This is a genomic window from Phenylobacterium sp. LH3H17, from assembly GCF_024298925.1.
Taxonomy (GTDB): Bacteria; Pseudomonadota; Alphaproteobacteria; order Caulobacterales; family Caulobacteraceae; genus Phenylobacterium.
The window spans coordinates 1,992,795-2,019,138 of the sequence record NZ_CP101283.1; the positions used below are offsets into that span (position 1 = coordinate 1,992,795).

Annotated in this window: 27 protein-coding genes; 15 read left to right on the forward strand and 12 right to left on the reverse strand. The window is 68.4% G+C overall.

Annotated features, from left to right (window positions below; genetic code table 11):
• Window positions 1-45 precede the first annotated feature (45 nt).
• Window positions 46-1,593 (reverse strand): amino acid permease, encoded by a 1,548-nt coding sequence (locus tag M9M90_RS09845; RefSeq protein ID WP_254836979.1) that lies wholly within the window; start codon window positions 1,591-1,593, stop codon window positions 46-48.
• Between the two features lie 173 nt (window positions 1,594-1,766).
• Here M9M90_RS09845 and hrpB point away from each other — a divergent pair, with 173 nt between their 5' ends.
• The gene (gene hrpB / locus M9M90_RS09850; RefSeq protein WP_254836980.1) at window positions 1,767-4,205 is read left to right on the forward strand and encodes an ATP-dependent helicase HrpB; all 2,439 of its coding nucleotides are present in this window, start codon (window positions 1,767-1,769) and stop codon (window positions 4,203-4,205) included.
• Here hrpB and M9M90_RS09855 read toward each other — a convergent pair.
• The 3 genes from M9M90_RS09855 to M9M90_RS09865 are packed head-to-tail and all read right to left on the reverse strand — an operon-like array spanning window position 4,202 to window position 6,156.
• Window positions 4,202-4,990: an RNA methyltransferase gene (locus M9M90_RS09855; protein WP_254836981.1), complete on the reverse strand. Its 789-nt coding sequence runs from the start codon at window positions 4,988-4,990 to the stop codon at window positions 4,202-4,204. The two genes, hrpB and M9M90_RS09855, sit on opposite strands and share 4 nt — an antisense overlap.
• Window positions 4,987-5,880 carry a class I SAM-dependent methyltransferase gene (locus M9M90_RS09860; protein ID WP_254837102.1) on the reverse strand — a complete coding sequence of 298 codons (894 nt, stop codon included), beginning with the start codon at window positions 5,878-5,880 and terminating at the stop codon, window positions 4,987-4,989. The genes M9M90_RS09855 and M9M90_RS09860 overlap by 4 nt, the downstream gene beginning before the upstream one ends.
• Before the next feature lie 54 nt (window positions 5,881-5,934).
• Window positions 5,935-6,156 carry a hypothetical protein gene (locus tag M9M90_RS09865; RefSeq protein WP_254836982.1) on the reverse strand — a complete coding sequence of 74 codons (222 nt, stop codon included), beginning with the start codon at window positions 6,154-6,156 and terminating at the stop codon, window positions 5,935-5,937.
• A gap of 191 nt (window positions 6,157-6,347) precedes the next feature.
• On the opposite strand from M9M90_RS09865, the gene M9M90_RS09870 reads away from it, so the two are divergent.
• A complete protein-coding gene (locus M9M90_RS09870; RefSeq protein WP_371876919.1) occupies window positions 6,348-6,977 on the forward strand; it encodes a TetR/AcrR family transcriptional regulator in 630 nt (209 codons plus the stop codon).
• An 18-nt stretch (window positions 6,978-6,995) separates the two neighbouring features.
• On the opposite strand, the gene M9M90_RS09875 is transcribed toward M9M90_RS09870, so the two are convergent.
• Window positions 6,996-9,134, reverse strand: a complete 2,139-nt coding sequence (locus M9M90_RS09875; RefSeq protein ID WP_254836983.1) for a lytic transglycosylase domain-containing protein — start codon at window positions 9,132-9,134, stop codon at window positions 6,996-6,998.
• Window positions 9,135-9,253: 119 nt separating this feature from the next.
• On the opposite strand from M9M90_RS09875, the gene dapA reads away from it, so the two are divergent.
• From dapA to M9M90_RS09895, 4 genes are all read left to right on the forward strand, one after another.
• Entirely contained in the window at window positions 9,254-10,138 is an 885-nt protein-coding gene (gene dapA, locus M9M90_RS09880; protein ID WP_254836984.1) for a 4-hydroxy-tetrahydrodipicolinate synthase, read from the forward strand.
• Entirely contained in the window at window positions 10,138-10,593 is a 456-nt protein-coding gene (gene smpB, locus M9M90_RS09885; protein ID WP_254836985.1) for an SsrA-binding protein SmpB, read from the forward strand. Before dapA ends, smpB begins: the two co-directional genes overlap by 1 nt.
• Entirely contained in the window at window positions 10,593-11,333 is a 741-nt protein-coding gene (locus M9M90_RS09890; protein WP_254836986.1) for a GNAT family N-acetyltransferase, read from the forward strand. Before smpB ends, M9M90_RS09890 begins: the two co-directional genes overlap by 1 nt.
• 80 nt (window positions 11,334-11,413) lie before the next feature.
• Window positions 11,414-11,968 carry a cation transporter gene (locus M9M90_RS09895; RefSeq protein ID WP_254836987.1) on the forward strand — a complete coding sequence of 185 codons (555 nt, stop codon included), beginning with the start codon at window positions 11,414-11,416 and terminating at the stop codon, window positions 11,966-11,968.
• 129 nt (window positions 11,969-12,097) lie between these two features.
• Here the strand turns inward: M9M90_RS09895 and M9M90_RS09900 are convergent, their stop codons facing one another.
• From M9M90_RS09900 to M9M90_RS09920, 5 genes are all read right to left on the reverse strand, one after another.
• Window positions 12,098-13,198, reverse strand: a complete 1,101-nt coding sequence (locus tag M9M90_RS09900) for a PAS domain-containing sensor histidine kinase (RefSeq protein ID WP_254836988.1) — start codon at window positions 13,196-13,198, stop codon at window positions 12,098-12,100.
• A gap of 11 nt (window positions 13,199-13,209) precedes the next feature.
• Entirely contained in the window at window positions 13,210-14,760 is a 1,551-nt protein-coding gene (locus M9M90_RS09905; RefSeq protein ID WP_254836989.1) for an ATPase domain-containing protein, read from the reverse strand.
• A 17-nt stretch (window positions 14,761-14,777) separates the two neighbouring features.
• Window positions 14,778-15,191, reverse strand: a complete 414-nt coding sequence (locus tag M9M90_RS09910; RefSeq protein WP_254836990.1) for a hypothetical protein — start codon at window positions 15,189-15,191, stop codon at window positions 14,778-14,780.
• 170 nt (window positions 15,192-15,361) lie between these two features.
• Complete coding sequence (locus tag M9M90_RS09915; RefSeq protein ID WP_254836991.1) at window positions 15,362-16,009, reverse strand: uracil-DNA glycosylase; 648 nt, start codon at window positions 16,007-16,009, stop codon at window positions 15,362-15,364.
• Complete coding sequence (locus M9M90_RS09920; protein WP_254836992.1) at window positions 16,009-16,617, reverse strand: NYN domain-containing protein; 609 nt, start codon at window positions 16,615-16,617, stop codon at window positions 16,009-16,011. Before M9M90_RS09920 ends, M9M90_RS09915 begins: the two co-directional genes overlap by 1 nt.
• A gap of 27 nt (window positions 16,618-16,644) precedes the next feature.
• On the opposite strand from M9M90_RS09920, the gene folK reads away from it, so the two are divergent.
• From folK to acpS, 7 genes are all read left to right on the forward strand, one after another.
• Complete coding sequence (folK, locus tag M9M90_RS09925; protein ID WP_254836993.1) at window positions 16,645-17,175, forward strand: 2-amino-4-hydroxy-6-hydroxymethyldihydropteridine diphosphokinase; 531 nt, start codon at window positions 16,645-16,647, stop codon at window positions 17,173-17,175.
• An 84-nt stretch (window positions 17,176-17,259) separates the two neighbouring features.
• Entirely contained in the window at window positions 17,260-17,619 is a 360-nt protein-coding gene (gene rpoZ, locus M9M90_RS09930) for a DNA-directed RNA polymerase subunit omega (RefSeq protein ID WP_254836994.1), read from the forward strand.
• A gap of 26 nt (window positions 17,620-17,645) precedes the next feature.
• Complete coding sequence (locus tag M9M90_RS09935; protein ID WP_256549249.1) at window positions 17,646-19,871, forward strand: bifunctional (p)ppGpp synthetase/guanosine-3',5'-bis(diphosphate) 3'-pyrophosphohydrolase; 2,226 nt, start codon at window positions 17,646-17,648, stop codon at window positions 19,869-19,871.
• Window positions 19,872-20,096: 225 nt separating this feature from the next.
• Window positions 20,097-21,827, forward strand: coding sequence for an amidohydrolase family protein (locus M9M90_RS09940; protein ID WP_254836996.1), 1,731 nt, complete (start codon window positions 20,097-20,099; stop codon window positions 21,825-21,827).
• Between the two features lie 138 nt (window positions 21,828-21,965).
• On the forward strand, window positions 21,966-22,550 hold the full coding sequence (gene pyrE, locus M9M90_RS09945; protein WP_254836997.1) for an orotate phosphoribosyltransferase: 585 nt from the start codon (window positions 21,966-21,968) through the stop codon (window positions 22,548-22,550).
• On the forward strand, window positions 22,547-23,329 hold the full coding sequence (locus tag M9M90_RS09950) for a pyridoxine 5'-phosphate synthase (RefSeq protein WP_254836998.1): 783 nt from the start codon (window positions 22,547-22,549) through the stop codon (window positions 23,327-23,329). Before pyrE ends, M9M90_RS09950 begins: the two co-directional genes overlap by 4 nt.
• 64 nt (window positions 23,330-23,393) lie before the next feature.
• Window positions 23,394-23,792, forward strand: a complete 399-nt coding sequence (gene acpS, locus M9M90_RS09955; protein WP_254836999.1) for a holo-ACP synthase — start codon at window positions 23,394-23,396, stop codon at window positions 23,790-23,792.
• Window positions 23,793-23,875: 83 nt separating this feature from the next.
• Here acpS and M9M90_RS09960 read toward each other — a convergent pair whose 3' ends face one another.
• Together M9M90_RS09960 and M9M90_RS09965 are read right to left on the reverse strand one after the other, a co-directional pair.
• The gene (locus M9M90_RS09960) at window positions 23,876-24,241 is read right to left on the reverse strand and encodes a nuclear transport factor 2 family protein (RefSeq protein WP_254837000.1); all 366 of its coding nucleotides are present in this window, start codon (window positions 24,239-24,241) and stop codon (window positions 23,876-23,878) included.
• Window positions 24,242-24,249: 8 nt separating this feature from the next.
• Entirely contained in the window at window positions 24,250-25,113 is an 864-nt protein-coding gene (locus M9M90_RS09965) for an isocitrate lyase/phosphoenolpyruvate mutase family protein (protein WP_254837001.1), read from the reverse strand.
• Window positions 25,114-25,218: 105 nt separating this feature from the next.
• On the opposite strand from M9M90_RS09965, the gene M9M90_RS21195 reads away from it, so the two are divergent.
• Together M9M90_RS21195 and M9M90_RS09975 are read left to right on the forward strand one after the other, a co-directional pair.
• A complete protein-coding gene (locus M9M90_RS21195; RefSeq protein ID WP_305885143.1) occupies window positions 25,219-25,797 on the forward strand; it encodes a TetR/AcrR family transcriptional regulator in 579 nt (192 codons plus the stop codon).
• 119 nt (window positions 25,798-25,916) lie between these two features.
• Entirely contained in the window at window positions 25,917-26,339 is a 423-nt protein-coding gene (locus M9M90_RS09975; RefSeq protein WP_254837002.1) for a YciI family protein, read from the forward strand.
• The last annotated feature ends 5 nt before the right edge of the window (window positions 26,340-26,344 follow it).

Genomic DNA, 26,344 nt, shown 5'->3' on the forward strand with positions numbered 1-26,344 from the left:
TGAAGGCCATATGAAAAGACCCGGGCGAACCCGGGTCTCTCCGTCCTAGGCGCTGCGATCCGTCGGAGACGGCGCGCCGGGCATCGGCGGCACCGGGCCCGGAGGCGCGTCGGCCGCCAGTTCCGGCACGTCGACGATACCGCGGCCCACATGGCTGCGGCTGCGGCCGTAGAGGAAGTAGACCACCAGGCCGATGGCGGCCCAGCCCACGAACATCAGCTTGGTCTCGTTCGAGAGGCTGAAGAACAGGTAGACGCAGCCGATGGCGGCCAGGGGCGCGACCACCATGACGGCGGGCGTGCGGAACGGCCGCTTGCGATCCGGGTCGGTCTTGCGCAGCACCATCACCGCGATCGCCACCATGGCGAAGGCGAACAGCGTGCCGGAGTTCGAGATGTCGGCGAGCACGCCCACCGGGAAGAAGGCGGCGAAGGCCGAGACGAACACGCCGGTGATGATGGTGATGACATAGGGGGTGTGGAATTTGGGGTGCACCTTCGAGAACACCGCGGGAAGCAGGCCGTCGCGGCTCATGACGAAGAAGATGCGGGTCTGGCCGAACATCATCATCAGGATGACCGAGGGCAGGGCGAGGCCGGCGGCCAGGCCCAGCAGGTTGCCGATCTGCGGCCAGCCGATGGAGCGCAGGGTCCAGGCGAGGGCTTCCTTGGAGCAGACCACGTGGCTGTCGGCGAGCGAGGCGCAGGCCGCCGTCAGTTCCGGGCTGCCGGGACGCAGGCCAGCGCCGCTGGCGTCCATCACCGGCTGGGCCCCGACGCCGCCGATCACGCCCATCGCGACCAGGATGTAGAAGATGGTGCAGATACCCAGCGAGCCGATCAGGCCGATCGGCATGTTCCGCTGCGGATTCTTGGTCTCCTCGGCCGCGGTCGAAACCGCGTCGAAGCCCACATAGGCGAAGAAGATCGAGGCCGCCGCCGCCGAGATCCCGGCCATGCCGAGCGGGGCGAAGGGTTCGAAGTTCTCCATCTTCATCACCGGCAGGGCCAGGACGCAGAACAGCGACAGGGCGGCGACCTTCACGGCCACCAGGAAGGCGTTGACCGTCGCCGACTCCCGCGTGCCGACCACCAGCAGGGCGGTCACCACAAGGGCGATGAGGGCGGCGGGCAGGTTGATGATCCCGCCGTCCATCGGTCCGAGGACCAGGGCGTTGGGGATGTCGATGCTGAAGGCGTTCTCCACCAGCCCGACCACGTAGCCGGACCAGCCCACGGAGACCGCGCCGGCCGCCACCGCATATTCCAGGATCAGCGCCCAGCCGACCATCCAGGCCATCATCTCGCCCATCACGGCGTAGCTGTAGGTATAGGCCGACCCCGAGACCGGGACCATGGACGACATTTCGGAGTAGCAGAGCGCGGCGACCGCGCAGACGAAGCCGGCGATGATGAACGCCGCGATCATGCCGGGCCCGGCCTTCTGGGCCGCTTCGGCGGTGAGCACGAATATCCCGGTGCCGATGATGGCCCCGATCCCCAGCATGGTGAGCTGGAATGGCCCCAGCGAGCGGTGCAGCGACTTCTTCTCAGCGGTCGCAAGAATCGCGTCGAGCGATTTAACTCGCCACATATTTCCTCCAGGAGTTCCGGCGGCCCCCGCCGCGCGGTCATGATTTGGCGTTACGTGGCCTTTTCGGCGGCGCGCGGTCAAGCGCCAACGCACGCGGACCGATTGCGCCAAACCCGGCGCCCGGGGAATGAGCGGCCGCTTGGCGCGGGAACCCGGCCCGGCTAGACCGCAGCATGCTCCCCGTCGAGGAAATTTTGCCCGTGCTGCGAACAGCGCTCTCCGAGCGCACGTCGGCCGTGGTGGTGGCGCCGCCGGGGGCGGGCAAGACCACTGTCATCCCCTTGCGATTGCTGGACGCCGACTGGCTGGCCGGCCGCAAGATCGTAATGCTGGAGCCGCGCCGGCTGGCCGCCCGCGCCGCGGCCGAGCGCATGGCCCAGACGCTGGGCGAACGGGTCGGCGACACGGTGGGCTACCGGGTTCGGATGCAGTCGAAGGTCTCGGCCCGGACCCGGATCGAGGTGGTCACCGAGGGCGTGTTCAGCCGGATGATCCTCACCGATCCGACCCTGGACGGGGTCGGTGCGGTGATCTTCGACGAGTTCCACGAGCGCAGCCTGGACGCCGACCTTGGACTGGCCCTGGCCCGCGACGCCCAGGGCCTGCTTCGCGAGGATCTGCGTATCCTGGTGATGTCGGCGACTCTGGATGGCGCCGCGGTGGGCCGGCTGCTGGACGAGGCCCCGGTGATCGAGAGCCAGGGCCGGGCGTTTCCGGTGGACACCCGGTATCTCGGCCGTGACGATCGCCTGCGCCTCGAGGACCGTGTCGTCCGCGCCGTTGAGCGGGCGCTGGCCGAGGAAGCCGGCAGCGTCCTGGTCTTCCTGCCGGGGCAGGGGGAAATCCGCCGCGCCGCCGAGCTTCTGGCCGAGCGGCTGCGGCGACCCGACGTGCGGATCGCTCCGCTGTATGGCGCCCTCGATCCCGCCGAACAGGACGCCGCCATCTCCCCAGCGCCGCAGGGTGTGCGCAAGGTGGTCCTGGCCACCTCCATCGCCGAGACCAGCCTGACCATCCAGGGCGTGCGGGTGGTGATCGATTCGGGGGTGGCGCGGGTCCCGCGTTTCGATCCGGCCAGCGGCCTGACCCGCCTGGCCACGGTTCGCGTCAGCCGCGCCGCCGCCGACCAGCGTCGGGGCCGGGCCGGGCGCACCGAGCCCGGGGTCGCCTACCGGCTGTGGGACGAGGCCGAGACCCGCGCCCTGCCGGCCTATGCCGATCCCGAGATCCTGGACGCCGACCTCTCGGGCCTTGCCCTGGACCTCGCCCGCTGGGGCGCGAAGGACGCCGCCAGCCTGGCCTTTCTCGATCCACCGCCGGCGGCCGCCTTCGCCGAGGCGCGCGCCCTGCTGCGGCGGCTGGAGGCCCTGACCGACGACGGGGTGCTGACCGCCCACGGCGAGGCCCTGGCGGAGTTCCCCCTGGCGCCGCGCCTGGCCCACATGGTGCTGAAGGCCCAGTTGAGCGGGCAGGGCGGACGCGCCGCGCGGATCGCCGCCCTGGTCACCGAGCGCGGCCTGGGCGGTCGCGACGCCGACCTGCGCCATCGGCTGGAGGGGTTCGAACGCGACCGATCTCCCCGCGCCCGCGACGCCCGGGCCCTGGCGGACCGCTGGGCCGGCCTGGCGGGCAAGGCCGGGCGCGAGGCGCCGCTCGACGACGGCCTGCTGCTGGCCTTCGCCTACCCCGAGCGGATCGCCAAGGCGCGCGGCGCCCCGGGAGAATTCCAGCTGGTCAGCGGTCGCGGCGCGTTCGTGGAGCCCAGCGATGCGCTGGCCCGCGAGAAGTGGCTGGCGGTGGCCGAACTGGGCGGCGGCGAGCGGCGCGACCGCATCCTGCTGGCCGCGCCGCTCGATGAGTCCGATCTGGCGAGGGTCTTCGCCGGCCAACTCGAGACCGAGACCCGGCTGGAGGAGAGCGGCGGCGGGCGGCTGCGCGCCAAGCGGATCGTCCGGCTGGGACGGCTGGCCATCCGCGAGGAGATCGATGAGCGTCCGGACCCGGTGCTCATCGCCGCGGCCCTGGCCGAGCGGGTGCGTCGCGAGGGGTTGTCGGCCCTGCCCTGGAGCGAGGCGACCAGCAGCCTGCGCCGGCGCGCGGCCTTCCTGAGGTTACGGGAGGGCGAGGCCTGGCCCGACCTGTCGGACGAGGCGCTCGTGGGGAGGCTGGATGACTGGCTGACGCCCTTGCTGACCGGCGTCCGGGCGTTGGCGGCCCTGAAACCCGACGCCCTGGACGGCGCAATCCGCGCCCTGATCCCCTGGGACCAGCAGCGCCGGCTGGACGCCGCCGCCCCGATCCGCTGGACCGCCCCCACCGGGAACAGCTTCGCCATCGACTACGCCGCCGAGGGCGGGCCGCGAGTCGACGTGCGGGTGCAGGAGGTGTTCGGCCTCAACGACCACCCAAACGTCGGCGGCGTCCCGATCACCTTGTCGCTGCTCTCGCCCGGCCACCGCCCGGTCCAGATGACCAAGGACCTGCCGGGCTTCTGGAGGGGGTCCTGGAAGGACGTCCGTTCCGACATGCGCGGCCGCTACCCCAAGCACGTCTGGCCGGAAGACCCGGCGACCGCCGCGCCCACCGCACGCGCCAAGCCGCGCGGGACCTAGGTCGCCGCGTAGATCATGATCCCGGTGGCCACCGCCAGGTTCAGGCTGTCGGCGCGGCCGCGCATGGGGATCTTGACGTTGACGTCGCACAGCGCCGCCATGTCCGGCGTCAGGCCCTGCTGTTCGTTGCCCATCAGGACCAGGGCTGGCTTGGCGTAGGTCGCCTGGCGGTGGTCGACCTCGGCGGTCAGCAGCGTGCCCACCACCGAGCCCGGCCAGGACGCCCGCCACGCGGCGAACTCCGCCTCGGTCGTCTTGACGATCGGCACGGCGAAAATCGAGCCCATGGTGGCGCGCACGGCCTCCACCGAGAACGGGTCGCAGCATTCGCCCACAAGGATCACCGCCCCGCAGCCCGCTGCGTCGGCGGTGCGCACGATCGTCCCGAGGTTGCCGGGGTCGCGGACACGGTGCAGCCCGACGAAGCAGGACGCCGCGTCCGGCTTCAGGTCCGCCAGGGTCGTGAAGACCTGGGCGAAGACGCCCACCACCGCCTGCGGATTATCCCGCCGCGAGACCTTGGCGAGAATTTCCTGGGTCACTTCGATGACCTCGCCACCCGCGGCTTGGGTCGCGGCGATGGCCTGGCGGAGCAGGGGATGGCCCTGCGCCTCCTGGCCGTACATCAGGATGCGCGGCGCCTGGCCCAGTTCCACCGCCTCGGTGACGATCTTCAGGCCCTCGGCGACAAACAGGCCGGTCTCGTCCCGCTCCTTGCGAAGATGCAGGGCGCGCACGGCCTTGACCGTGGGATTGGTGAGCGAGGTGACGGCGCGGCCGGTCACGCGGCCCACCGAGCGTAGAAGCTCATCCCCACCTGGCGTTCGCCGCCGTCCTGGACCAGGGCGAGCTCACCCCACTCGATGTGTCCGCCCCGACCGCCGAGCTTGTCGGCCAGCAAACCGGCCAGGGCCGCGCCGGAGATGCGTTCGGCATAGGCGTTGAGCAGCAGGAAGGAGGCCTTTTCCGATAGAAGTTCGGCGCATAGCGTCGAAAGTTCAGGCAGGTTCTCGAATAGCCGCCACACCTCGCCATCAGGCCCGCGGCCGTATTTCGGCGGATCGAGGATGATCCCCTCATAGCGCGAGCCGCGCCGGACCTCGCGCTGCACGTAGCGGCGGGCGTCCTCGCAGATCCAACGGATCGGCCGGTCCTCCAACCCCGACAGGGCGGCGTTCTCCCGCGCCCAGCCGATGGCCTTTTTCGAGGCGTCCACGTGGGTGACGGCCGCGCCGGCGGCCGCGCAGACCAGGCTCGCCACGCCCGTATATCCGAACAGATTCAGCACCTTCGGCTGGCCTCCTGCGGCGCGGACCTTTTCGTCCAGCCAGGCCCAATTGGCCGCCTGCTCGGGGAAGAAGGCCAGGTGGCGGAAGGCGGTGAAGCGGGCCTGGAACCTGGCCTCGCCCCAGGCCATGGGCCAGCTTTCCTTGGGCTTGCCCTGGAAGCGCCAGCGGCCGGCGTCCTCCTCGTCGCTGGGATCGAAAACCGCGTCGGCCCGCGCCCAGACCTCCGGCGCCAGTTTCGGGCTCCACAGGGCCTGCGGTTCGGGCCGGACGACGGAATAGGGCCCGTAGCGCTCCAGCTTGCGGCCATCGCCGCTGTCCAGCAGGGCGTAGTCGCTCCAGCCTGTGGTGCGCATGACGCCGGGAGCCTCGGCGACGGCGGGGGCGATCTTGCTCATCGCCCCGCACTAGCCGTTCGGACGCCCGGCCGTCCAGCTTCGCGACTAGTGGCTCTGTAGCGCGGCCTCCGTGCTTTCGATCTCTTCCTTGATCCAGTCGTGACCGTTGAAGGCGAAAACGCCTTCCAGGGCGGCGATATGGACGCTCAGGCGGTCGCGGATCTCGGGGTCGACATCGTTGCGCCCGGCCATCCACTTGGCGATGAGGTGAAGGCCGAAAGCGCTATGCAGGGCTAAGCGTTGGAGTTGGTCGTCCGGTAGTTTCATGGTCGCTTCCAATCCGTGAGACATCCCCAAGGAAAGTTGGCGCCCGGCGCTGCGGTTCCGTCAAGCTGCGGAGATGTGAGCGCCTGAATCTGCAGTCTGGCCTTAGTCACGGAAATGCCTCACTTTCCGGGGGCGGACTCGCCAAGACACGGTTATGGTTCGCGCAGTGCTCAGACCTCGGAAGGATTCCCGTGACCACGGCAGTGACCACGAGACGCTCGGCCCGCAAGCCCAAGGGCGACGGCCATCTGCGTCGCGCCGAGATTCTGGAGGCCGCGGAGCGCATCTTCGTCGCCGAGGGCTATGAAGGCGCCACGATCCGCAAGATCGCCGACGAGGTGGGGGTGTCCTCCACCGCCCTCTACATGCACTTCCCCGACAAGGGCTGCATCCTGCTCGAGATCTGCGAGCGGACCATCGGCCAGCTGCTGGAACGCAACAGCGTCATCGCCGCCAAGCCCGTGGACGCCGCCACGCGGGTCAAGCTGATGCTGGAATCCTATATGCGCTGGGGGTTCGAGCATCCCAACGCCTACGAGCTGGTGTTCTCCGGCGCCCGACAAATCTCGGGCGTATGGCACGAGGGCACCGCCGATACGGGCGCCCGATGCTACGAGATCTTCTCCGGCGTGGTGCGCGAGATCGCCGCCGAGGGCCGCCTGCGCACCGGCACGGCGGATTCGGCCGCCCAGGCCCTGTGGGCCTCATGCCACGGGGTCGTGACCCTGATGGTCACCCGGCCGAACTTCGACTGGGCGCCCACCGACGAGATCATCGAAGTCACGCTCGATGGCCTGATGCACGGCCTGGTCGCCGACTAGCCCTACTGGGACCAACCCCTACTGGGGGTTCGGAATCGGCGCGTTCGCCCCGCCTAGCGGGAGGCGAGTCGCCGTCTTTTGGGCGGGACCGGCATAGGTCCCATAGGCGCCGCGCCTCAGGTCGCTGGAAAGCGTGATCGGGGCGCTGCCGCCGTTGAGCTTGGCCCGGTAGACCTGCATCCCCTCCATCACCCGCATGACGTAGTTGCGGGTCTCCGAGAACGGAATGCACTCGATAAAGTCGATCGGATCGGTCGAGCCGCCGCGCGGGTCACCGCAGAAGGATGTCCACTGGCTGGGACGTCCGGGTCCGGCGTTGTAGGCGGCGATGGCCATCGGATAGGAGCCGGAGAAGGTTCCGATCATCTCGCCCAGATAGGCTTGGCCGAGCTGCATGTTGTAGTCCGGATCGTCCAGCATGCCCGGCGAATAGGTCATCCCGACCTTGCGGGCGGTCATCGCCGCGGTCGCCGGCATCAGCTGCATCATGCCCCGCGCGCCCACCCCCGATCGCACCATGGGATCGAAGCCGCTTTCCTGGCGGGTGATGCCGAGCGTGAGTGCGGCCTCGGGCGCTCCGGACACCGGGGGCGGGGTGCGGACCGGATAACCGCGGCCGGGCAGGATGAAGCCGCGCTGGGCGGCGGTGCGGACGACCTTCATGGAGGTGTCCTGATCGCCGTAGCCGCGGGCCAGGTCGACCAGCAACGCCTGTTCCTCGCCCGTCGGCAGGACGTCGTCCAGGGCCAGGACGAAGGCGCGGAAGCGGTCCTTGTCGCCCATTTCGTAGAGCAGGCGCGCCGCGCGCACCGAATCGCGCCCCTCGAAGCGGGCGCGGTCGGCCTGGGTGACCGACGGGTCCTGGCCCAGAGTCAGGCGTCCGCCGTCCACCTTCTCGCCGGCCAGCAGGCCGTAGAAGGTGGTGTTGTGCTGCGCGGCGGCCGAATAGAAGCCGTTGGCCTTGGCCTTGTCGCCCGCGGCCTCCGCCGCCCGGCCACGCCAGTAGAGCGCCCGGCCGCGGGTGATCGGCGAGGAGCCGATCTTCTCCAGGCTGGCGAAATGGATATCGGCCTGCTTCGGGTTGCGCAGGCGATTAAGCGCCAGCCAGCCGGCGTAGAACTCCGCGTCCGCCGCGTCGCCGCCCGAGGTCAGGCCGCTGTTGGCCGCGGCGGCGTAGGCGCCCTGGGCGTCGCCGTTGCGCAGGGCGAACAGCACCAGGCGGTAGCGCTCGTCCCAGATCCGGTCGGCCATCTCGGAATGCGGCGCCTCGGTCGGGAAATAGCGCACCTGGGCCAGGGCGAGGTTCTCGAGGTTGCGCTTGCGGTAGAAGGCGGCCCGCTCGAAGGCCAGGCCCGGATGGTTGGCGAACTGCGGGGGCAGGGCGGCGGCCTGGTCGTTGGCGTTGGCGGCGCCCGCGCGATAGGCCATCCGCGCCTGGGCCAAAGCCAGGTGGTCCAGCGGCAGCAGGGGCAGCAGCTCGCGGGCGGCCGGCCCCTGTGCGCCATAGAGCACGACGTCGGCGCGGCGGACGTGGTCCTCGGGCGTCAACACGGCCCCGAACCGGGCTAGCATGGCCCTCTGCGGGGCGACCTCGAAGATCCGGTTGCGCCAGAAGCCGCGGATCAGCTCGGCGGCCTCCTTGGCCTTGCCCGTGGCCTGATAGGCGGACGCCAGGGCCATGGCGCCCTCGGCGGTCTGGGGCTCGCCGCCGCCGAACCATTCGATGATTCGTTGTGGGCTTTGGCCCGAAGTCTCCAGCAACCGCTCGGACGCCTGCAGCCGGCGCTGGCCGCGCGGCCACCCGGCCAGGTCCCGACGAGCCTGGTCGACCTCGAAGAACGACAGCGACTCGGCCGCCGCATCGACCAGGGCCCAGGTGGCGATCTTCTTGGCGATCGGGTCCCCGATCATTCCGATGGCCGAGCGGGCCCCGGTGACGTCGGCCCGCTTGGCGGCGTCCAGGGCGCTGCGCAGGGCCGTGGAATCGGCGTCGGGCAAGGCTCGGCGGTAGGCGGTTTGCGGGGTCTGGGTCAGTTCGATCGGGCGCGGCGGGCCCTCATAGACCTGGTGCGTGGGCGCGGGCTGGGCCTGGGCGACGCTCGTGACGAGGATCGCGGCCGTGGCGGTCAGGAACGCTTTGCGGGCCTTGAAGTGCAAGTCGACGAACTCCGGTCTCATCATAGATATGTTGCGGCGCGGGGGCCGCCCGCCATATTGTCCGGCCAAATCTTGAGGCCGCAATTAATAGGCCCCGCTTTCACGGCTTTTTGCAGACCATGTCAGATCCATTGTTCAAGGGCGTCATGCCAGCGCTGGTGACGCCGTTCCGCGACGGCGCGCTGGACGAGCAGGCATACGTCTCGCTCATCGAGCGCCAGATCGAGGGCGGAGTCCACGGCCTGGTGCCGGTCGGCACCACGGGCGAAACGTCCACCCTCAGCCATGACGAGCACCGCCGCGCGGTCGAGCTGTGCGTCAAGGTCGCGGCCGGCCGCCTTCCGGTGATCGCCGGGGCGGGCTCCAACTCCACCGCCGAAGCCATCGAGCTGGTCCGCCACGCCAAGACTGTCGGCGCCGATGGGGCCCTGGTCGTGACGCCGTACTACAACCGCCCCAGCCAGGAAGGGCTCTACGCCCACTACGCGGCGATCAATGAGGCGGTTCAGCTGCCTGTGCTGATCTACAACGTGCCGAGCCGGACCAGTGTCGACATCAACGAGCCGACCTTGGTCCGGCTTTCGAAGCTGCCGAACATCGTCGGGATCAAGGACGCCACCGGCGACCTGGCCCGGGCCAGTCTCCAACGACTGCATTGCGGCGATGACTGGGTGATGTTGTCCGGTGATGATCCGTCGGCGCTCGGTTACATGGCTCACGGCGGTCATGGCTGCATCTCGGTGACGGCCAATGTCGCGCCCGAGCAGTGCGCCCACTTTTACAACGACGCCATGACGGGCCAGTGGGCCGGCGCGCTGTATGGCCAGGACCGGCTCATTCGGCTGCACAAGGCGCTGTTCACCGACGCCTCGCCGGCGCCCACCAAGTTCGCCCTGGCCCATCTGGGCCTGTGCCTCGAGGACGTGCGCCTGCCCATCGTACCCTGCTCGGAAGCCTCGCGCATCGAGGTCGTCGCCGCCATGCGGGACGCCGGCGTGGTCTGATGGCCGGCAAGCTGATCGCCGAGAACCGCCGCGCGCGGTACGACTATTTCCTGGAGGAGACTTTCGAGGCGGGCATCATGCTGACCGGTTCGGAGGTGAAGTCGCTGCGTCTCGGCCGCGCCAATATCGCGGAGTCCTACGCCTCGGTGGAGGGCAAGGACATCGTGCTGATCAACGCCGACATCCCGCCCTTCGCCCAGGCCAACCGATTCAACCACGAGCCGCGTCGGCATCGGAAGCTGCTGCTGCATAAGAAGCAGCTCGACAAGCTGATCGGCGCCGTCCAGCGGGAGGGCCGCACGCTCATCCCGACCAAGCTCTATTGGAACGAGAAGGGCCTGGCCAAGCTGGAGATCGCGCTGGCCAAGGGCAAGAAGACCCATGACAAGCGCGAAGCGACCGCCGAACGGGACTGGCAGCGCGATAAGGCCCGCCTGATGCGCGACAAGGGCTAGTGGACGTCGAGGCCATCGAACGCGCGACGCTCTCCGCAGTCGCCCCGCGCGCGGTCGCCGAGTTCGATGGCTGGCTGGTCGCCCTCGAACCCGGCACGATCCGGCGCGCCAAGAGCGCGGTCCCCCTGAGCCACGATCCGGCTTACTCGCCCTCGATCCTCGATCGCATCGAGGCCGCCTTCGCCGAGCACGGTCTGGAGCCGGCCTTCCGCCTGGCCGACCTGCCGGGCCTGGCGCCGGTGCGCGCCGAACTCACCCGTCGGGGCTACGGCTTCGAACAGCCAACCCTCGTGAAGGTCGGCTCGGCCGCGGCCATGATCGCCGCCGCCCGCGGCGCGCCCGCCGAGGTCGCCGAGGCGCCCGCCGAGGGCTGGGCGCGGGTGTTCACGGGGGAGGGCTTCGATCCCGCCGACGGCGCCAATCGCGTGGCCGCGCTCACACGCTCTCCGGACGCGGTCTATGGCGGGGTGCGGGACGGCGACCGGACGGTGGCGGTTGGAGTGGCGGCCTTCGGTCACGGCTGGGCCAGCGTGCATGGCATGCGCACCGATTTTTCCCGTCGCGGCCAGGGTCTGGCCGGCCGCGTGTTGGCGGGCCTGGCCGGTGCGGCCCGGGACCGCGGGATCGACCGGGTCTTCCTCCAGGTGGAGGAAGCCAACTTCAAGGCCCGCTCGCTCTATCGTGGATTCGGGTTCAAACCGGCCTGGCGGTATTTTTACTGGAGCCGACCGGCGCGCTGACCGCGGCGCGCCACGCGCTTGGAGGGGAGAAGATCGACCAGGTTCCGAATAGCTCCGACCCGGCGCTTCGCAGGGTCCTGGTGCTCGTGGCGCTCCTGAATTTCGCCTATTTCGGCGTGGAGTTCACCGTAGCGAGCACCATCGGGTCCGTCTCGTTGTTCGCGGACTCGATCGACTTTCTTGAGGACGCTTCGGTCAACCTGCTGATCCTGGCGGCTCTCGGCTGGACGGCACGGCGTCGCGCCTCAGTCGGCATGCTGCTCGCCGCCATGCTCCTTGTGCCCGGGATCGCGACTCTGTGGACGGCATGGGAGAAGTTCAACACCCTTGTCGCGCCCGATCCGATTCCGCTGTCGATCGCCGGACTCGGCGCGCTGGGGGTGAACCTTACCTGCGCCGTCATGCTCGCTCGCCACCGCCATCGGGAAGGCAGCCTGACCAAGGCGGCGTTCCTCTCGGCGCGCAATGACGCGCTTGCAAATGTCGCCATCATCTCCGCGGGCTTCGTCACCGCCCTGGTCTGGCGTTCGGCATGGCCGGACCTGATGGTGGGGCTCGGTATCGCGTTGATGAATGCCGACGCCGCCCGCGAGGTCTGGCAGGCCGCGCGGTCGGAACGTCGGGCTTCGTCCTAAACAACCCCGATGCGCCGACCGTGGACCAGCGCCGCGAGACCTCGCCCAGGGCGACGATGACCTTGAGTCTGGGCAGGGCCTCCAGTCCGGCGGTCAGGAACGCGCGGGCGGACGCCGGGCGCTTCGGGATCAGGAGACATTCAATGGGAAGCGTATGCTGACGGTCGTCCCAACACCTGGCGCCCCCGATCTGACCAGGACCCCTCGAAGTTGGCGCACGAAGATCGCCACATAGTCAGCGCCATGTTTCCCCGGCGTGCTTGTTTGGCCCTGGGCGGGCAGGCCGATTCCGTCGTCGGTCACGCTCAGCTCGCCCTCGTTCCCGATCCGCCGGACGGCAAGGGTGACCAGCCCGACTCCCCCAGGGAAGGCGTGCTTGACCGCGTTGGTGCCCAACTCGTTGACCAGCAGGCCGAAGGGCACGGCGCGCTCTGAATCGATCTCCAGGGCTTCCGCCTCGACGGCTATCCGAATGCCGGAGGTGTCGCCCAGCAGGCTCGCCGACAGGGACTTGGCGATTTCCGTAAGGTACGTGTCCAGGGCGACGGTGTGGCCACGACTGGATTGCGACATCAGGTCATAGAGGTGGGCGATGGCCATGATGCGGTGTTGCATGGCCTGATAGCCTTGCACCCAAGGCGCTGGCGTCCGCCTGATCTCGTTTGCGAGCAAGGCGACGACCACCTGCAGGTTGTTCTTGACCCGGTGCGACACCTCGTTGGTCAGCATGTTGGCGTCGCGCTCGAGTTGCCTGCGCTCGCCAATTTCGGCCTGTAGCTCGACGTTCGCCGAATCCGCGGCCTCGACCAGTTCATGCTGGCGCAGCGCCCCGAGCAGCAGGGCCTGGCTGATCGCCTGCCTGGTCTCGTGAAGGGGCCCTGTCTCGGTCACCTGGATCATGACGCCCGCCGTACGGCCGTCGGCCTTGACCGGCCACAGAGTGTAGGAAAAGAAGAGAGGGCAAGGCGCCGCCTGTTCTTCCGCCGTGTAGCTTGCCGCCGTCCCCGTACTGTAGACGCGATCCAGCAGCGTCAGGCACTCGTCTGTTTGCGGGGCCAATCCGTCGAACGGTCTGCCAATAACCTCATCGTTTGATTTGCCGATCAGGCGGCAAAACGCGGGGTTGGCGTAACGGACGATATGCGTCTCTCCGGAAAGCTCAGTCACGGCCCAAGGCGCATGGTCGAAGGAACTCGAAAGGGCTCCGATCGACTTCACGTTCCCGGTCATAGAGGACGGCATTATTCGACCGCTTTCGGCTCCGGAGGCTTTTCGTCGTCTTGTTGCCTGCGGGGGCCCGTCCGGACTGGGATACCGGTGCTCAAGTGGCTGTAGTCCGTATTCCGGGGTTCGATGATGACGACCCCCTGGTCGTTGATCACATATTCCCGGATATCCTTGCTGTGGTTGCCTCCGCGCATCTTGATCACGACGATCACCTTCCGCAATTGGCCGTCGATCTCCACATAGCGCAGGCGGATGATGTCGTCGGTGAGGAATGACACCGCATAGTGGCTGAACTGAAGGGAGGTGAAGTTGTCCTCCACCTCGACCGTGCTGAGGATCGTGATCCCCGCGCCGGTCAGCGCCCCGATCATTCGGTACAGCGACTCCCGGAAGTCGGCCCGGAAGCTGGGCGCCAGCGCCATCTCGAAGCCCACCAGGGAATCGATGACCACGCGCTTTGCGCCCACTCTCTTGATGGCGTCCAGGATCGCCAGCATGGTCTCGTCAACCGACAGGTCCAGGGGACGAAGGTAGAGGACCTCGAGGTTTCCGGCCTCTTGCGCCAACTTGAGCTTGAGGCCGAACGCGTCCGCCCTGTGGACGTAGCCATCCGGGCGTTCCTCGAAAATCGCCATGATCCCCGGCTCCCCGCGGAGGAGGCCCTCACCGATGAACTGGGTCGCCAGCGCCGATTTGCCCGTCCCCGACGGGCCCGCCACCAGGACGCTGTCGCCTTCCAGAACGCCGCCGCCGAGCATCTTGTCCAGTTCGGGAATACCCATGGAAAGCCGACGGCGTCGCTGGGGTCTGGCCCTGGCAGTTTCGAGCCCGAGCGTGCGTGAGAAGGCTTGGAGGCCATCGTCAGTGATCCGGATGGTGTGCAATCCCGGCACCGAGGCCTGGCCGCGCAACTTCAGGACCTGCAGCTTCCGCACGACGGAATTTCGCTCCGTCACCTGCGATAGCCAGAGGATGCTGTCGACCATGGTGAACAGCGGATTGTCGCGGATCTCGTCGTGGGCGTACTCCCCCACCAGGAACGTCGTGACCTCCGAGTTTACCAGGAACTGGGAGAGGCGGTGGATGAACGCCTGAATCTCCATCTCGCCCGCCTCGCCGGTCGCTCTTCGCGCGAGGCTGCGGAACGAATCGATCACCACGACGCCTGGATTGGCCGCGGTGACCTGAGCCGCGATCTCCTCGAACACCACGGTCAGGTCGTTCTGGAGGGCCGCTTCGGACAGGTTGATGAACCGAAGGTCCCCGCCCACCTTGGAGTCGTCGTAAAATGAGAACTGCTGCTGGTAGCGCAGCATCTTGATGACCGGTTCGCCCAGCACGGTGAAATAGAGCACCGGCCTGGCCTTGGTCGCGTTGGCGAACGCAAGTTGGTGCACCAAAGTGGTCTTGCCGCCCCCCGGCGAGCCCCCGATCAGGTTGAACGAGAACTCCGGGATGCCGCCCCCCAGGATGTCGTCGAGCCCCTGCACCCTGGTGGGAAGCTTCTTGATCGTGACCTTGGGCGGCGTGCGCCTGCCCGCCTTCGGTTGGGCTGACTTGGCCATCTTACTAGGCTTTCTCATTAGTTTGCCGCCTCGCCGAAATCCGCGTCGTCGAACGAGAGCTGCGGCCACATCTGGGTGATCAGGCGCAAGGTCAGAGCCGGACCGATGAAGGCCACCAGCAGTCCGAGCAGTTGGGCCAGGAGGACGATTTCGCCTTCGGAAAATTCGGTGGCGTCAAGTCTCGCTTGGGCGACCGCAAGGCCCCCCAGTTCCCCATCCGCGAGGACCTGCACCTCCGTGAGCCAGGAAGCGTCGGCGGTGGCCAGCAGCAGCGCGCGCGCAAGCAGGGCCTGAAAGCCGCCCCGACCCATCAGCATGGAAAGATGCGGACGCAGTTTGTCGGTGGCGCGAAACGCAGGGGGATGGTCCGCCTCGGCTGACATGTTCCCTGGCGTCTCGAAAGCTATCAGCCGTTTGGCGATACTCCGCATTTCCGGAGCGGCTCTGCTCAAACGCGCCTCTTCAGCTTGATCCGGCTACAATCGGACATTCATCTGCCAACGCAGCGTAGCGGCCACGCACTCTGGCACGCCGGCTCAAGTCCGTCACTGTAATTGACAGTCGGCACAGCGTCGCCCCATCGCTAAGCCATGTGAATGCCCTAGCCGTGGACCAGTTCCCGCGCCCTACGGAACACGGCCTCGAACATCTCAGCCGTCAGCCGGCCGGTGTTCGTGTTGAGCCGCGAGCAGTGATAGCTGTTGAGCACCACATAGGGCCCGGCCTGGAACTCCGTCCCGTGGCCCGGCAGGCCGGCCGAGGCCTTCAGCCCCATAGCCTTCAGCACATTGCGCCGCGAGACGTCGCCCAGGGTGATTATGACCTTGAGCCGGGGCAGGGCTGTGAGGCGCGCGTTCAGGAACGGACGGCAGGTGTTCTCTTCGCTAGTCTCAGGCTTGTTGCCGGGCGGAGCGCAGCGCACCGCGTTGGTGATCATGCAGTCGACCAGCTCGAGCCCGTCATTGGGCTCGGCCTTGTAGACGCCGCGGGCGAAGCCCGTCTTGATCAGGGTCTCGTAGAGCATCCAGCCGGCGCCATCGCCGGTGAACGGCCGGCCGGTGCGGTTGGCCCCCGTGCGGCCGGGCGCCAGGCCCGCCACCAGCAGGCGCGCATGAGGATCGCCGAAGGACGGCGCCGGGCCGTTCCACCAGTCGGGGTTCTGGGCGCGGTTGGCCGCACGATAGGCGACCAGCCGGGGGCAGAGCGGGCAGTCGCGGGGCGGCTCGGCGCCCCAGAGTTCGACCGACACTAGGCTTCGGCGTCGATATCGGCGTCCGCGTCACGGTCGGCCTGGGTGGTGCGGCTTTCCTGGATGAAGCGCGGCAGGCGCGAGGGCCGGCCGATGATGTCGGCCAGGTCGGCCAGATCCACGAAGCTGTCGGCCTGGCGGCGCAGGTCGTCGGACGCCATCGGCGGCTGCGACTTGACGGTGGAGACCACGGTGACCCGCGCGCCCTTGCGCTGCACGGCCTCGACCAGGACCCGGAAGTCGCCATCGCCGGAGAACAGCACCAGATGGTCGGCGTGGCCGGCCATCTCCAGCATGTCGACGGCGATCTCGACGTCCATGTCGCCGCGCCAGCGCTTGCGGCCCTGGGCGTCGGTGTATTCCCGGGCCGGCTTGGTCACCAGGCGGAAGCCGTTGTAGTCCAGCCAGTCCACCAGCGGACGGATCGGAGAGTATTCCTGATCCTCGACAAGGGCGGTGTAATAATAGGCGCGGATCAGGACGCCGCGCTTGCGGAACTCTTCCAGCAGCTTGCGATAGTCGATATCGAAGCCCAGCCCCTTGGCGGCCGAATACAGGTTCGCGCCATCGATGAAGAGCGCAAGCCTGTCGGTGGGGTAGAACGTCATGATTACGGATATCCTGGAAATGGGGCGTTGGGCTTGAAGGCGGACGAGGCGGTCATCATCGCCCTTGGCGGAAATATCGCCGGCGACTTTGGGTCGTCCGAAGCCCTTCTCGAGGCGGCGCTCGCTCGTTTCGCAGAGGCGGGATTGCCTCTGGTGGCCCGGTCGTCCTGGTGGCGCTCCGCCGCCTGGCCGGACCCGAGCCGTCAGGAGTATCGCAACGGCGTCGTGCTTGTCGAGGCTCGGCTAGCCCCTGAACGCGTAATCCGAACATTGTTCAACCTTGAAGCGGCATTCGGGCGCGTCAGGGGTGCGCGAAACGCCGCGCGGACGCTCGATCTCGACCTCATCGCCCACGGCCGGACGGTCTGCGACGACCCGAACCTGACCCTGCCGCATCCACGCGCTCACGAGCGCCTGTTCGTCATGGGGCCGCTGGCCGAGATCGCGCCGGAGTGGCGACACCCGGTGCTGGGTAGGACGGCGGCGGAGCTGGCGGCGGCGGCCACAGTGGGCCTGGACGCAACGCCCCTTGGAGCGCCGGCGCCGAAATCGGGGTGAGGCCGGACGCCACGGCCATGCGGCGTTGCACAATGGGCGCAAAACCTCTATTTTGCGGGGTTCTACCGCTCCTCTGAGGATTCCATGGCCCGCGTCACCGTCGAAGATTGCGTCGAGAAGGTTCCCAACCGCTTCAGCCTGGTGCTGCTGGCGGCCCATCGCGCCCGCGCCATTTCGGCCGGCGCCCAGCTTCTCGTCGACCGCGACAACGACAAGAACCCGGTCGTCTCACTGCGCGAGATCGCCGACGACGTGGTCGACGCCGACGAGCTGCGCGAGAACCTGATCGGGACCCTGCAACGGGTCGACGAGCGTTCGGAAGCCGAGGAAGAGGCCGAAACCCTCGCTCTGCTGGCCGATCCGACCCACATGCAAATGAGCGAGCTGGAACTGGTCCGCGCGCTGCAGAGCGACCGTGACGGCGGCCAGGAGGAGCGGTACTGAGCCTCGAAGGCCCAGAACCCCTCACTCTGAAGGCGGCCACCGCCGCCGACCAAAGGGACGCGCCGTCCAGCAAGCGTCCCAAACTCCTGCGCCAGTACGAGCTGATCGAGAAGGTCCGCTCGTACGACCCGACCGCGGACGAGGCGATCCTCAACCGCGCCTATGTCTATGCCATGCGCATGCACGGCTCGCAGAAGCGCGCCTCCGGCGACCCCTATTTCGCCCACCCCATCGAGGTGGCGGGCATTCTCACCGACTACAGGCTCGACACCTCGACCATCGTCACGGCCCTGCTGCACGATGTGATCGAGGACACCCCGGTCACCCCCGACGACATCAAGGCCCTGTTCGGGGCCGAGATCACCGAGCTGGTCGAGGGGGTCACCAAGCTCACCAAGCTGGAGCTCAACAGCGAGCACACCAAGCAGGCCGAGAACCTGCGCAAGTTCATCCTGGCCATCTCCAAGGACGTCCGCGTCCTGATGGTCAAGCTGGCCGACCGCCTGCACAACATGCGCACGCTCCACTACATCACCAGCCCGGCCAAGCGTGAGCGCATCGCCCGCGAGACCCTGGACATCTATGCCCCCCTGGCCCGGTCCATCGGCTGTCACCGCATCTGTTCGGAGCTGGAGGAGCTGGCCTTCGAGCACCTGAACCCGGTGGCCCGCGACGCCATCGGGCGCCGGCTGGAGAACCTGCGGGTCGAGCAGGGCGGGGCGGTCGCGGTGGTCTCCGGCGAAATCGCCGCCAAGCTGGAGAACGGCGGCATCTCCGCCCGGGTCTTCGGCCGTGAGAAGAACCCCTATTCGATCTGGCGAAAGCTGCAGCGCAAGTCGATCGGCTTCTCCCAGCTCTCAGACATCTACGCCTTCCGGGTGATCGTCGACACCGAGAGCGACTGCTACGCGGCGCTCGGGGTCATCCACCGGGCCTGGCCCAGCGTGCCGGAGCGGTTCAAGGACTTCATCTCCACGCCCAAGCGCAACAACTACCGCTCGCTGCACACGACGGTCGTCGGCCCCAAGGGCATGCGCATCGAGATGCAGATCCGCACCGAGGCCATGGACCGGGTGGCCGAGGATGGGGTGGCGGCGCACTGGCGCTACAAGGACAAGTCTTACGGTTTCGACGCCGAGGCCCAGGCCGACGCCGGGGGCCGCGATCCGCTGCTCAACCTGCGCCACCTGGTCCAGGTCCTGGAGCACGGCGGCGACGTCGAGGAGCTGGTGGAGCACGCCAAGCTCGAAATGTATCTCGACCAGGCCTTCGTCTTCACGCCCAAGGGCAAGCTGGTCAGCCTGCCGCGCGGCGCCATGGCGCTGGACTTCGCCTACGCCGTCCACACCGACGTGGGCGACACCTGCATCGGGGTGAAGATCAACGGTGAGCTGAAGCCGCTGCGGACCATCCTGCAGAACGGCGACGTGGTCGAGGTGGTGCGGGGACCCAAGCCCGTTGTGCCGCCGGACTGGCGCTCGCTGACGGTCACCGGGCGCGCCCGCTCGGCGATCCGCCGCCACATCCGCCAGACGGAGAAGGAAGAGTTCACCCGGCTCGGCCGCGCCACCGTGGACCAGACCTTCGAGAAGGCCGGCAAGGCGCGCAAGGACGTTTCCCTGCGCCCGGCGCTGGAGCGCTTCGCCATCGCCGGCGAAGACGAACTGTTCGAGACGGTCGGGCGCGGGCGGTTATCGCCGACCCAGGTGCTGGACGTGATCTTCCCCGGCCTGAAGGCCGCAGACCGGGAGGCGGCGACCGCCACCACCCGTATCGAGGGCGGGAAGGCCGCCCGGCTCTATGTGCGCGGCGGCGGCCTGACGCCGGGGGTGTCGCTGCACTTCGGCGCCTGCTGCACCCCGGTGCCCGGCGACCGCATCGTCGGCATCATCGAACCGGACGGCACGGGCCTGACCATCCACACCATCGACTGCGCGACCCTGGCCGAATACGAGGACCGCGAAGAGCTGTGGCGCGACCTGCAATGGACGCCCGAGGCCGAGCGCAACACCGTCACCCTGTCGCGGCTGACCGCCACCATCCACAATGCGCCCGGCGTGCTGGGCCAGGCCTGCACGGTGATCGGCGAGGCCGGCGGCAATATCGTCAACCTGCGCATGCACCGTCGCCAGGCGGACTTCTTCGACGTGGATTTCGATATCGAGGTCAAGGACGCCAAGCACCTGACCCACATCGCCGCGGCCCTGCGGGCCAACCCGTCCATCGAGACGGTGGATCGGGCTAAGGGCTAGGTCCAGATACAGCGAAGCCCGGGGGTCGCTCCGAGGTGAATCGGGGAAATCCTCCGGGCTTCTTGTCCGATCCGTTTTCCGTTTCATTGGAAGCCAGGTCGGGCGTGGTTGTCGGCTTTCGCGTTCAACCAAATGATCAACAGGCGCCCCGGGCTTTGGTTCCCGGAGATTCGAAAAAAATTCGCGCGGCCTGACACGGCGCAGATTCTCACATCAGATGGGCCGATGAGAACTCTCGCCACCCTCTCGCTCACCGCCATCCTGCTCGCCGGCTGCGCCACCCCGCCCGGGCCCCCGGCGTATGATCTGCTGATCCGCGACGCCGAGATCTATGACGGCTCGGGCGGCGCGCCCTTCCGGGGCGAGGTGGCGGTCACGGGCGACCGCATCGCCTATGTCGGGCGCCGCGCGCCCGGCGCCGGCAAGGCCGTGATCGACGCGGGCGGCAAGGCGGTCTCGCCCGGCTTCGTCAACATGCTTTCCTGGGCCACCGAGAGCCTGATCGTCGATGGGCGAGGCCTGTCGGACCTGAAGCAGGGCGTGACCCTGGAGGTGATGGGCGAGGGGACTTCCATGGGCCCGCTGTCGCCGGAGATGAAGCGGCTGGAGGTCCAGCGGATGGGGGACATCAAGTATCCCATCGAATGGACCACCCTCGACGAGTACCTGACCTACCTCGAGCGGCGGGGGATCTCGGTCAATGTCGCCTCCTTCATCGGCGCGGCCAGCGCGCGCCAGCATGTGCTGGGGGAGGGCGATGTCGATCCGACCCCGGAGCAGCTCCTGGCCATGCGCAAGCTGGTGGTCGACGCCATGGAGGACGGGGCGCTGGGGGTCGGCTCGTCGCTGATCTACGCCCCGGCCAGCTATGCCGAGACCCCGGAGCTCACGGCGCTCGCCACCGAGGCCGGTCGCTGCGGCGGCATCTATATCAGCCACATGCGCTCGGAGGCCGACCGCTTGCTGGAGGCCATCGACGAGCTGATCGAGATCTCGCGGCTCTCGGGCGCGCCGGCCGAGATCTATCACCTGAAGGCCGCGGGCCGCGCCAACTGGCCCAAGATCGAGGCCGCCATCGCCCGTATCGAGGCCGCTCGGGCCAGGGGCCAGCGGATCACCGCCGACATGTACACCTACACAGCCGGCTCCACCGGCCTGGACGCCGCCATGCCGCCCTGGGTGCAGGCGGGCGGGGTGGAGGCCTGGATCGGCCGCATGAAGGACCCGGCGACGCGAGCAAAGGTCCTGGCCGAGATGCGCCAGGAGACGCCGGCCTTCGAGAACCTCTATCGCCACGCCGGACCCGAGGGGACCCTGCTGGTCGGGTTCAAGAACCCGGCGCTGAAGGGCCTGACCGGCAAGACCCTGGCCGACGTCGCCAAGGCGCGCGGCGTCTCGCCGGAGGACGCCGCCATCGACCTGGTCATCGAGGACGGCAGCCGCGTCCAGGTGGTCTATTTCCTGATGTCGGAGGAGAACGTGAGGCGCCAGACGGCCTTGCCGTGGATGAGCTTCGGCTCCGACGCCTCGGCCCAGGCGCCGGAGGGGGTGTTCATGAAATCCAGCACCCACCCCCGCGCCTACGGCAACTTCGCCCGCCTGCTGGGCAAGTACGTGCGCGAAGAGAAGGCCACGAGCCTGCCGAGCGCCATCCACCGACTCTCGGCCCTGCCGGCCAGGAACCTGGGTCTCAAGGATCGCGGCCTGCTGAAGGCCGGCTATTTCGCCGACGTCGTGGTGTTCGATCCGGCCACGGTCGGCGACAAGGGGACCTATGAGGCGCCCAAGCAGTTCGCGACGGGGGTGAGCCACGTCGTCGTCAATGGCGCGGTTGTCCTGTCCGACGGCGAGCCCACCGGCGCCAAGGCCGGCAAGGTCGTTCGCGGCCGCGCCTGGAAGGGCTGGGCGGACGGCGGCTGCCGCCCCACCGCCAAGGACTGGAGCTGGGCGTGGTGAGACGTCAGGTCCGCGGCGCGGCCGGTTGTCGGCGATGGCGTCGGGGGTCTCGGCGACCAGCCGGTCTGCGGTCCCCAGGCGAATTGGTCGATGACAGCTTGGCAGGGGTTCGGTAATCCGCACGCCAGGAGGCCCAGCATGAACACCCAAGACGTCCTCGAGGAATTCCGCGGCGCTGGCGCGCTCCGCGAAGGCCACTTCATCCTGGCCTCGGGGCGTCACAGCCCGATGTTCCTGCAGAAGAACCTGGTCTTCCAGTATCCCGAGCGCACCGCGCGGCTGTGCAAGGCGCTGGCGGAGAAGATCGTCGCGCAGTTCGGCAAGCCTGACGTGATCGTGGCTCCGGCGGTCGGCGCGATCATCCCGGGATATGAGGTCGCCCGCTGGCTGGGCGTGCCGTCGATCTATGTCGAGCGCGAGGACGGCAAGTTCAAACTCCGCCGCGCCTTCACGATCGCGCCGGGCGCCAAGGTCGTGGTGGTGGAGGACGTGATCACCACGGGCGGCTCGTTCCGCGAAGCCGTCGAGCCTATCGAGGCCGCTGGCGGCAAGGTGCTGTGCTGCGCCTGCATCGTCGATCGGTCCGGCGGCAAGGCCGATGTGGGCTGGCCGCTGGTGGCCCTGGCCACCATCGACGTGCCGTCCTACGCCGCGGGCGAGCTTCCGCCCGAACTGGCGGCCCTCCCAGCCGAGGAGCCGGGCAGCAAGAGGCTGCGCGCATGAGCCGCTTGCGCCTGGGGGTGAACATCGACCACGTGGCGACCATCCGCAACGCCCGGGGCGGAAGTTATCCAGATCCGATGCGGGCGGCCGAACTGGCCATGGCGGCCGGCGCCGACGGGATCACAGCTCACCTGCGGGAGGACCGCCGGCACATTTCGGACGCCGATATCGAGGCCCTGGCGGTGATCACCCGGAAGCGAGGCCGGCCGCTGAACTTTGAGATGGCGGTGACGGCGGAGATGGAGGCCATCGCGCTCGCCCACCTGCCGCACGCCGCCTGCCTGGTGCCCGAGCGCCGCGAGGAGCGCACCACCGAGGGCGGCCTGGACGTGGCCGGCGGCCACAACGCCATCGCCCCGGTCGTGCGCCGCCTGGTCGATGCCGGCATCCGCGTCTCCTGCTTCATCGACGCCGATCCGATCCAGGCCCAGGCCTCAAAGGACATCGGCGCCCAGGTGATCGAGCTGCACACCGGCGCCTATTGCGACGCGGTGCGTGAACGGACCGGCGAGGCGGAGCGGCTGCTGGCGAACCTGCGGAACACCGCGGCCGAGGCCGGACGCCTGGGGCTTGAAGTCCACGCCGGTCACGGGATCGACTACGAGACGGTCAAGCCGATCGCCACCATTCCGGACCTGGCCGAACTGAACATCGGCCATTTCCTGATCGGCGAAGCCATCTTCGTCGGTTTGGTCCCAGCGATCCAGCGGATGCGCGCCTTGATGGATCAGGCCCGAGCCAATTCCGAAGCGGAATTGGCTCAAGGGATTTCAAGATGAGAGCATTTTCTTCGCCGAACCGGCGGCCGCTTCGGCGGAAAATGCTCTTGGCGGAGCGGGCCGCGTGATCATCGGCATGGGTTCGGACCTGTCCGACATCCGCCGGGTCGCCAAGACCCTGGAGCGGCACGGCGAGCGGTTCACCAATCGCGTCTTCACCGAGATCGAGCGCAGCCGATCCGAGCGCAAGCCCGATCGCGCCGCGAGCTACGCCAAGCGCTTCGCCGCCAAGGAGGCCTGCGCCAAGGCGCTGGGCACCGGGATGCGGCGCGGGGTGTTCTGGCGCGACATGGGGGTGGTCAACCTGCGCTCGGGCCAGCCGACCATGGCGCTCACCGGCGGGGCCCTGGCCCGGCTCAGCCAGATCATGCCGCCGGGCCATCACGCGGCCATCCACCTGTCGCTGACCGACGAGCATCCCTACGCCCAGGCCTTCGTGATCATCGAGGCCTTGCCGGACTAGCAAAAAAAGCGCCCACCCCGGCGAACCGGGATGGGCGAGGTGAGGGCTTGGGCACGTTGGAAGGCTTGGAGGAGCCCGGGACTTCAGGCGGTCATTTGCCTGGGATCGTAGAAGAAGGTTTCGCGGGCGATCTTGTCGCCGCGCCAGGTTTGCCAGGCGACCTCTTCGATGATGCGCGAGGGGCCCTCCTTGGGAAAAAACTCGAAGCGCCAGCGGATCGCCACCTGGTCGCCGTCCACCAGGACCGGCGCCTTCAGTTCGGTCGTCACCCGCTCGACCCGGGCCAGAACCTTGGCCTCGCTGGCCATCAGCACGTCTCGGCCGACCCGAGGCGGGTCGTTGTTCTCCTGCATGGAGGCGTCGTCGGTATAGTAGCGCTCGATGGCGCCCACATGGTCGCCGCTGATCACGTGGGCGACGAAGGCGTCGAGGGTTTCTTGGCTGGGCATGGGCTTCCTCAGGCGTGGCTGTCTTCGGGATGGCGGGAGACCAGCCGGGCCAGGTCGCGGAAGGCCGAGCCGCTGCGCAGGGCGTAGTCAAAGCTTCCGCTGGCCCGGACCTCGTCCAGCACCGCGCCGGCCTGGGCGTAGGTGGCGGCCATCAGGCTGCCGCCCATGGAGATCCGGCGGACCCCCGCGTTGGCGAGTTCGCGGAAGGACGCCGTGGCGACCTTCTGCGCGGCCATCAGATTGACCGGGCCATCGATGGCGGTGACCAGGGACTTGCCGGTCTCAAGGTCGCTGGGCACCGGCACGAAGACGCAGGTCGCCCCGGCCTGCAGATACATATTGCCCCGCACCACCGCCTCGGAGAAGGCCGCCGCCGGGTCCGCGGACTGGTGGTAGTAGGGATCGGTGCGAGCGTTGACGACGAAGTCGGGGAGGCCCGCGGCCTTGGCCGCCTGCACCGCCGCGGCGATCCGCTCGGCGGCGCGCACGGCGGGGGCGAGGCCGCGGGTCAGGGGATCGGTGTCCTCGAGATTGCAGCCGACAAGGCCCGCCTCGATCGCCATGCGCACGGTTTCGGCGACATCACTGGGGGAGGGGCCGTAGCCGGCCTCCAGGTCGGCGGTGACCGGGATCGGCACCCGGCGGGCGATGGCGCCGCTGGCGGCCAGCATCCGGTCGCGGCCGATCTCCTCGCCGTCCAGCACCCCGTGCGCCAGCGCCACCGCCAACGAACTGGTGCCAACAGCCGGGAAGCCGGCCTCATGGCAGAGCAGGGCGCTCGGGATGTCCCAGGCGTTCGGAAGCACGAAACATCCCGAGCGGTGCAGGGCCGCGAAGCGGGCGGCCTTCTCGATCTGCGTTGGCGAAACCATGGCTGGTACCTGAGGAGTTACATAAACCGACCCGAAGTCGGTATTTACCGACCGAGCGGCGGTATGTCAATTGGCGGGTGATGGTTCCGCTGTTAGGTTGAGGCCATGGCGAAACAGGCTGAGCGACGCACCGCCACCCGCGCGGCCATCTTGGGGGCCGCGACCGACCTGTTCGGAACCCAGGGCTTCGCCGCCACCTCGGTCGATCAGATCGCCGCCGCCGCCGGCGTGGCCAAGGGCGCGGTCTATCATCACTTCCCGACCAAGGAGGCGGTGTTCGAGGCGGTCTTCGAGGAGGCTTCCGAGATCCTGGCGCGGGATGTGATGACCGCCTCTCGGGACGCCCGCGACGTGCTGGCCTCCATCGGTCTCGGCACGGCGGCCTATTTCGAGGCCTGCTCCGAGGGCCCCAACGGCAGGATCATCCTGGGCGATGGACCCAAGGTCCTGGGCTGGGAGCGTTGGCGCGAGATCGACAGCCGCTATTTCGGAGCCTTGATCCCGCGCGCCCTGGGCATCGCCATGGACCAGGGGACCATCGCCCGACAGCCGGTGGAACCTTTGGGCCGCCTGCTGCTGGGTGCGGTCACAGAGGCCGCGGTGGCCGGCGCTCATGGTGGCGATCCTCGCGCCTATGTTGCGGCGCTCAGGACCCTGCTGGAAGGGCTGCGCGTGCGGCCTTAGGGGGCGAGCGGTCGAAACCTTCTCGAAAAAATCGAACGCCCCTGTCGATCCCGTCGCCGCTCGCTCGTCGTTTGGGCAAGGACGCGTGTGCGGCCTCAATCAAGCAAAGGAGAGCGACGATGCGTGTCATGGTTATGGTCAAGGCGACGAAGGACAGCGAAGCGGGGATCATGCCCTCGACCGAGCTGCTCGAAGCCATGGGCAGGTACAACGAAGAGCTGGTCAACGCCGGCGTCATGCTCGCCGGCGATGGTCTGCATCCTTCGGCGAAGGGCAAGCGCGTGGCCTTCGACGGCCCCGGCCGCACGGTCATCGATGGCCCCTTCGCAGAGACCCGCGAGTTGGTCGCCGGATTCTGGATCTGGGAAGTCAAGGACATGGCCGAGGCCGTCGAGTGGGTGAAGCGCTGCCCCAACCCGATGATGGGTCCCAGTGAGATCGAGATCCGCCCGCTGTTCGAGGCCGCGGACTTCGGCGACGCCATGACGCCGGAGGTCGCCGAACGGCAGGACAGGCTGCGCGAGAAGCTGGCCGACCGCTGAGACCG

Coding starts and splice junctions, on each gene's coding strand:
- rpoZ (WP_254836994.1), top strand. CDS start 17,260: ATGGCCCGCGTCACCGTCGAAGATTGCGTCGAGAAGGTTCCCAACCGC.
- M9M90_RS09975 (WP_254837002.1), top strand. CDS start 25,917: ATGCGTGTCATGGTTATGGTCAAGGCGACGAAGGACAGCGAAGCGGGG.
- M9M90_RS09905 (WP_254836989.1), bottom strand. CDS start 14,760: ATGGCCAAGTCAGCCCAACCGAAGGCGGGCAGGCGCACGCCGCCCAAG.
- dapA (WP_254836984.1), top strand. CDS start 9,254: ATGTCAGATCCATTGTTCAAGGGCGTCATGCCAGCGCTGGTGACGCCG.
- M9M90_RS09920 (WP_254836992.1), bottom strand. CDS start 16,617: ATGACGTTCTACCCCACCGACAGGCTTGCGCTCTTCATCGATGGCGCG.
- M9M90_RS09900 (WP_254836988.1), bottom strand. CDS start 13,198: ATGACCGGGAACGTGAAGTCGATCGGAGCCCTTTCGAGTTCCTTCGAC.
- M9M90_RS09940 (WP_254836996.1), top strand. CDS start 20,097: ATGAGAACTCTCGCCACCCTCTCGCTCACCGCCATCCTGCTCGCCGGC.
- M9M90_RS09950 (WP_254836998.1), top strand. CDS start 22,547: ATGAGCCGCTTGCGCCTGGGGGTGAACATCGACCACGTGGCGACCATC.
- M9M90_RS21195 (WP_305885143.1), top strand. CDS start 25,219: ATGGCGAAACAGGCTGAGCGACGCACCGCCACCCGCGCGGCCATCTTG.
- pyrE (WP_254836997.1), top strand. CDS start 21,966: ATGAACACCCAAGACGTCCTCGAGGAATTCCGCGGCGCTGGCGCGCTC.
- hrpB (WP_254836980.1), top strand. CDS start 1,767: ATGCTCCCCGTCGAGGAAATTTTGCCCGTGCTGCGAACAGCGCTCTCC.
- smpB (WP_254836985.1), top strand. CDS start 10,138: ATGGCCGGCAAGCTGATCGCCGAGAACCGCCGCGCGCGGTACGACTAT.
- M9M90_RS09965 (WP_254837001.1), bottom strand. CDS start 25,113: ATGGTTTCGCCAACGCAGATCGAGAAGGCCGCCCGCTTCGCGGCCCTG.
- M9M90_RS09910 (WP_254836990.1), bottom strand. CDS start 15,191: ATGCGGAGTATCGCCAAACGGCTGATAGCTTTCGAGACGCCAGGGAAC.
- M9M90_RS09845 (WP_254836979.1), bottom strand. CDS start 1,593: ATGTGGCGAGTTAAATCGCTCGACGCGATTCTTGCGACCGCTGAGAAG.
- M9M90_RS09865 (WP_254836982.1), bottom strand. CDS start 6,156: ATGAAACTACCGGACGACCAACTCCAACGCTTAGCCCTGCATAGCGCT.
- M9M90_RS09960 (WP_254837000.1), bottom strand. CDS start 24,241: ATGCCCAGCCAAGAAACCCTCGACGCCTTCGTCGCCCACGTGATCAGC.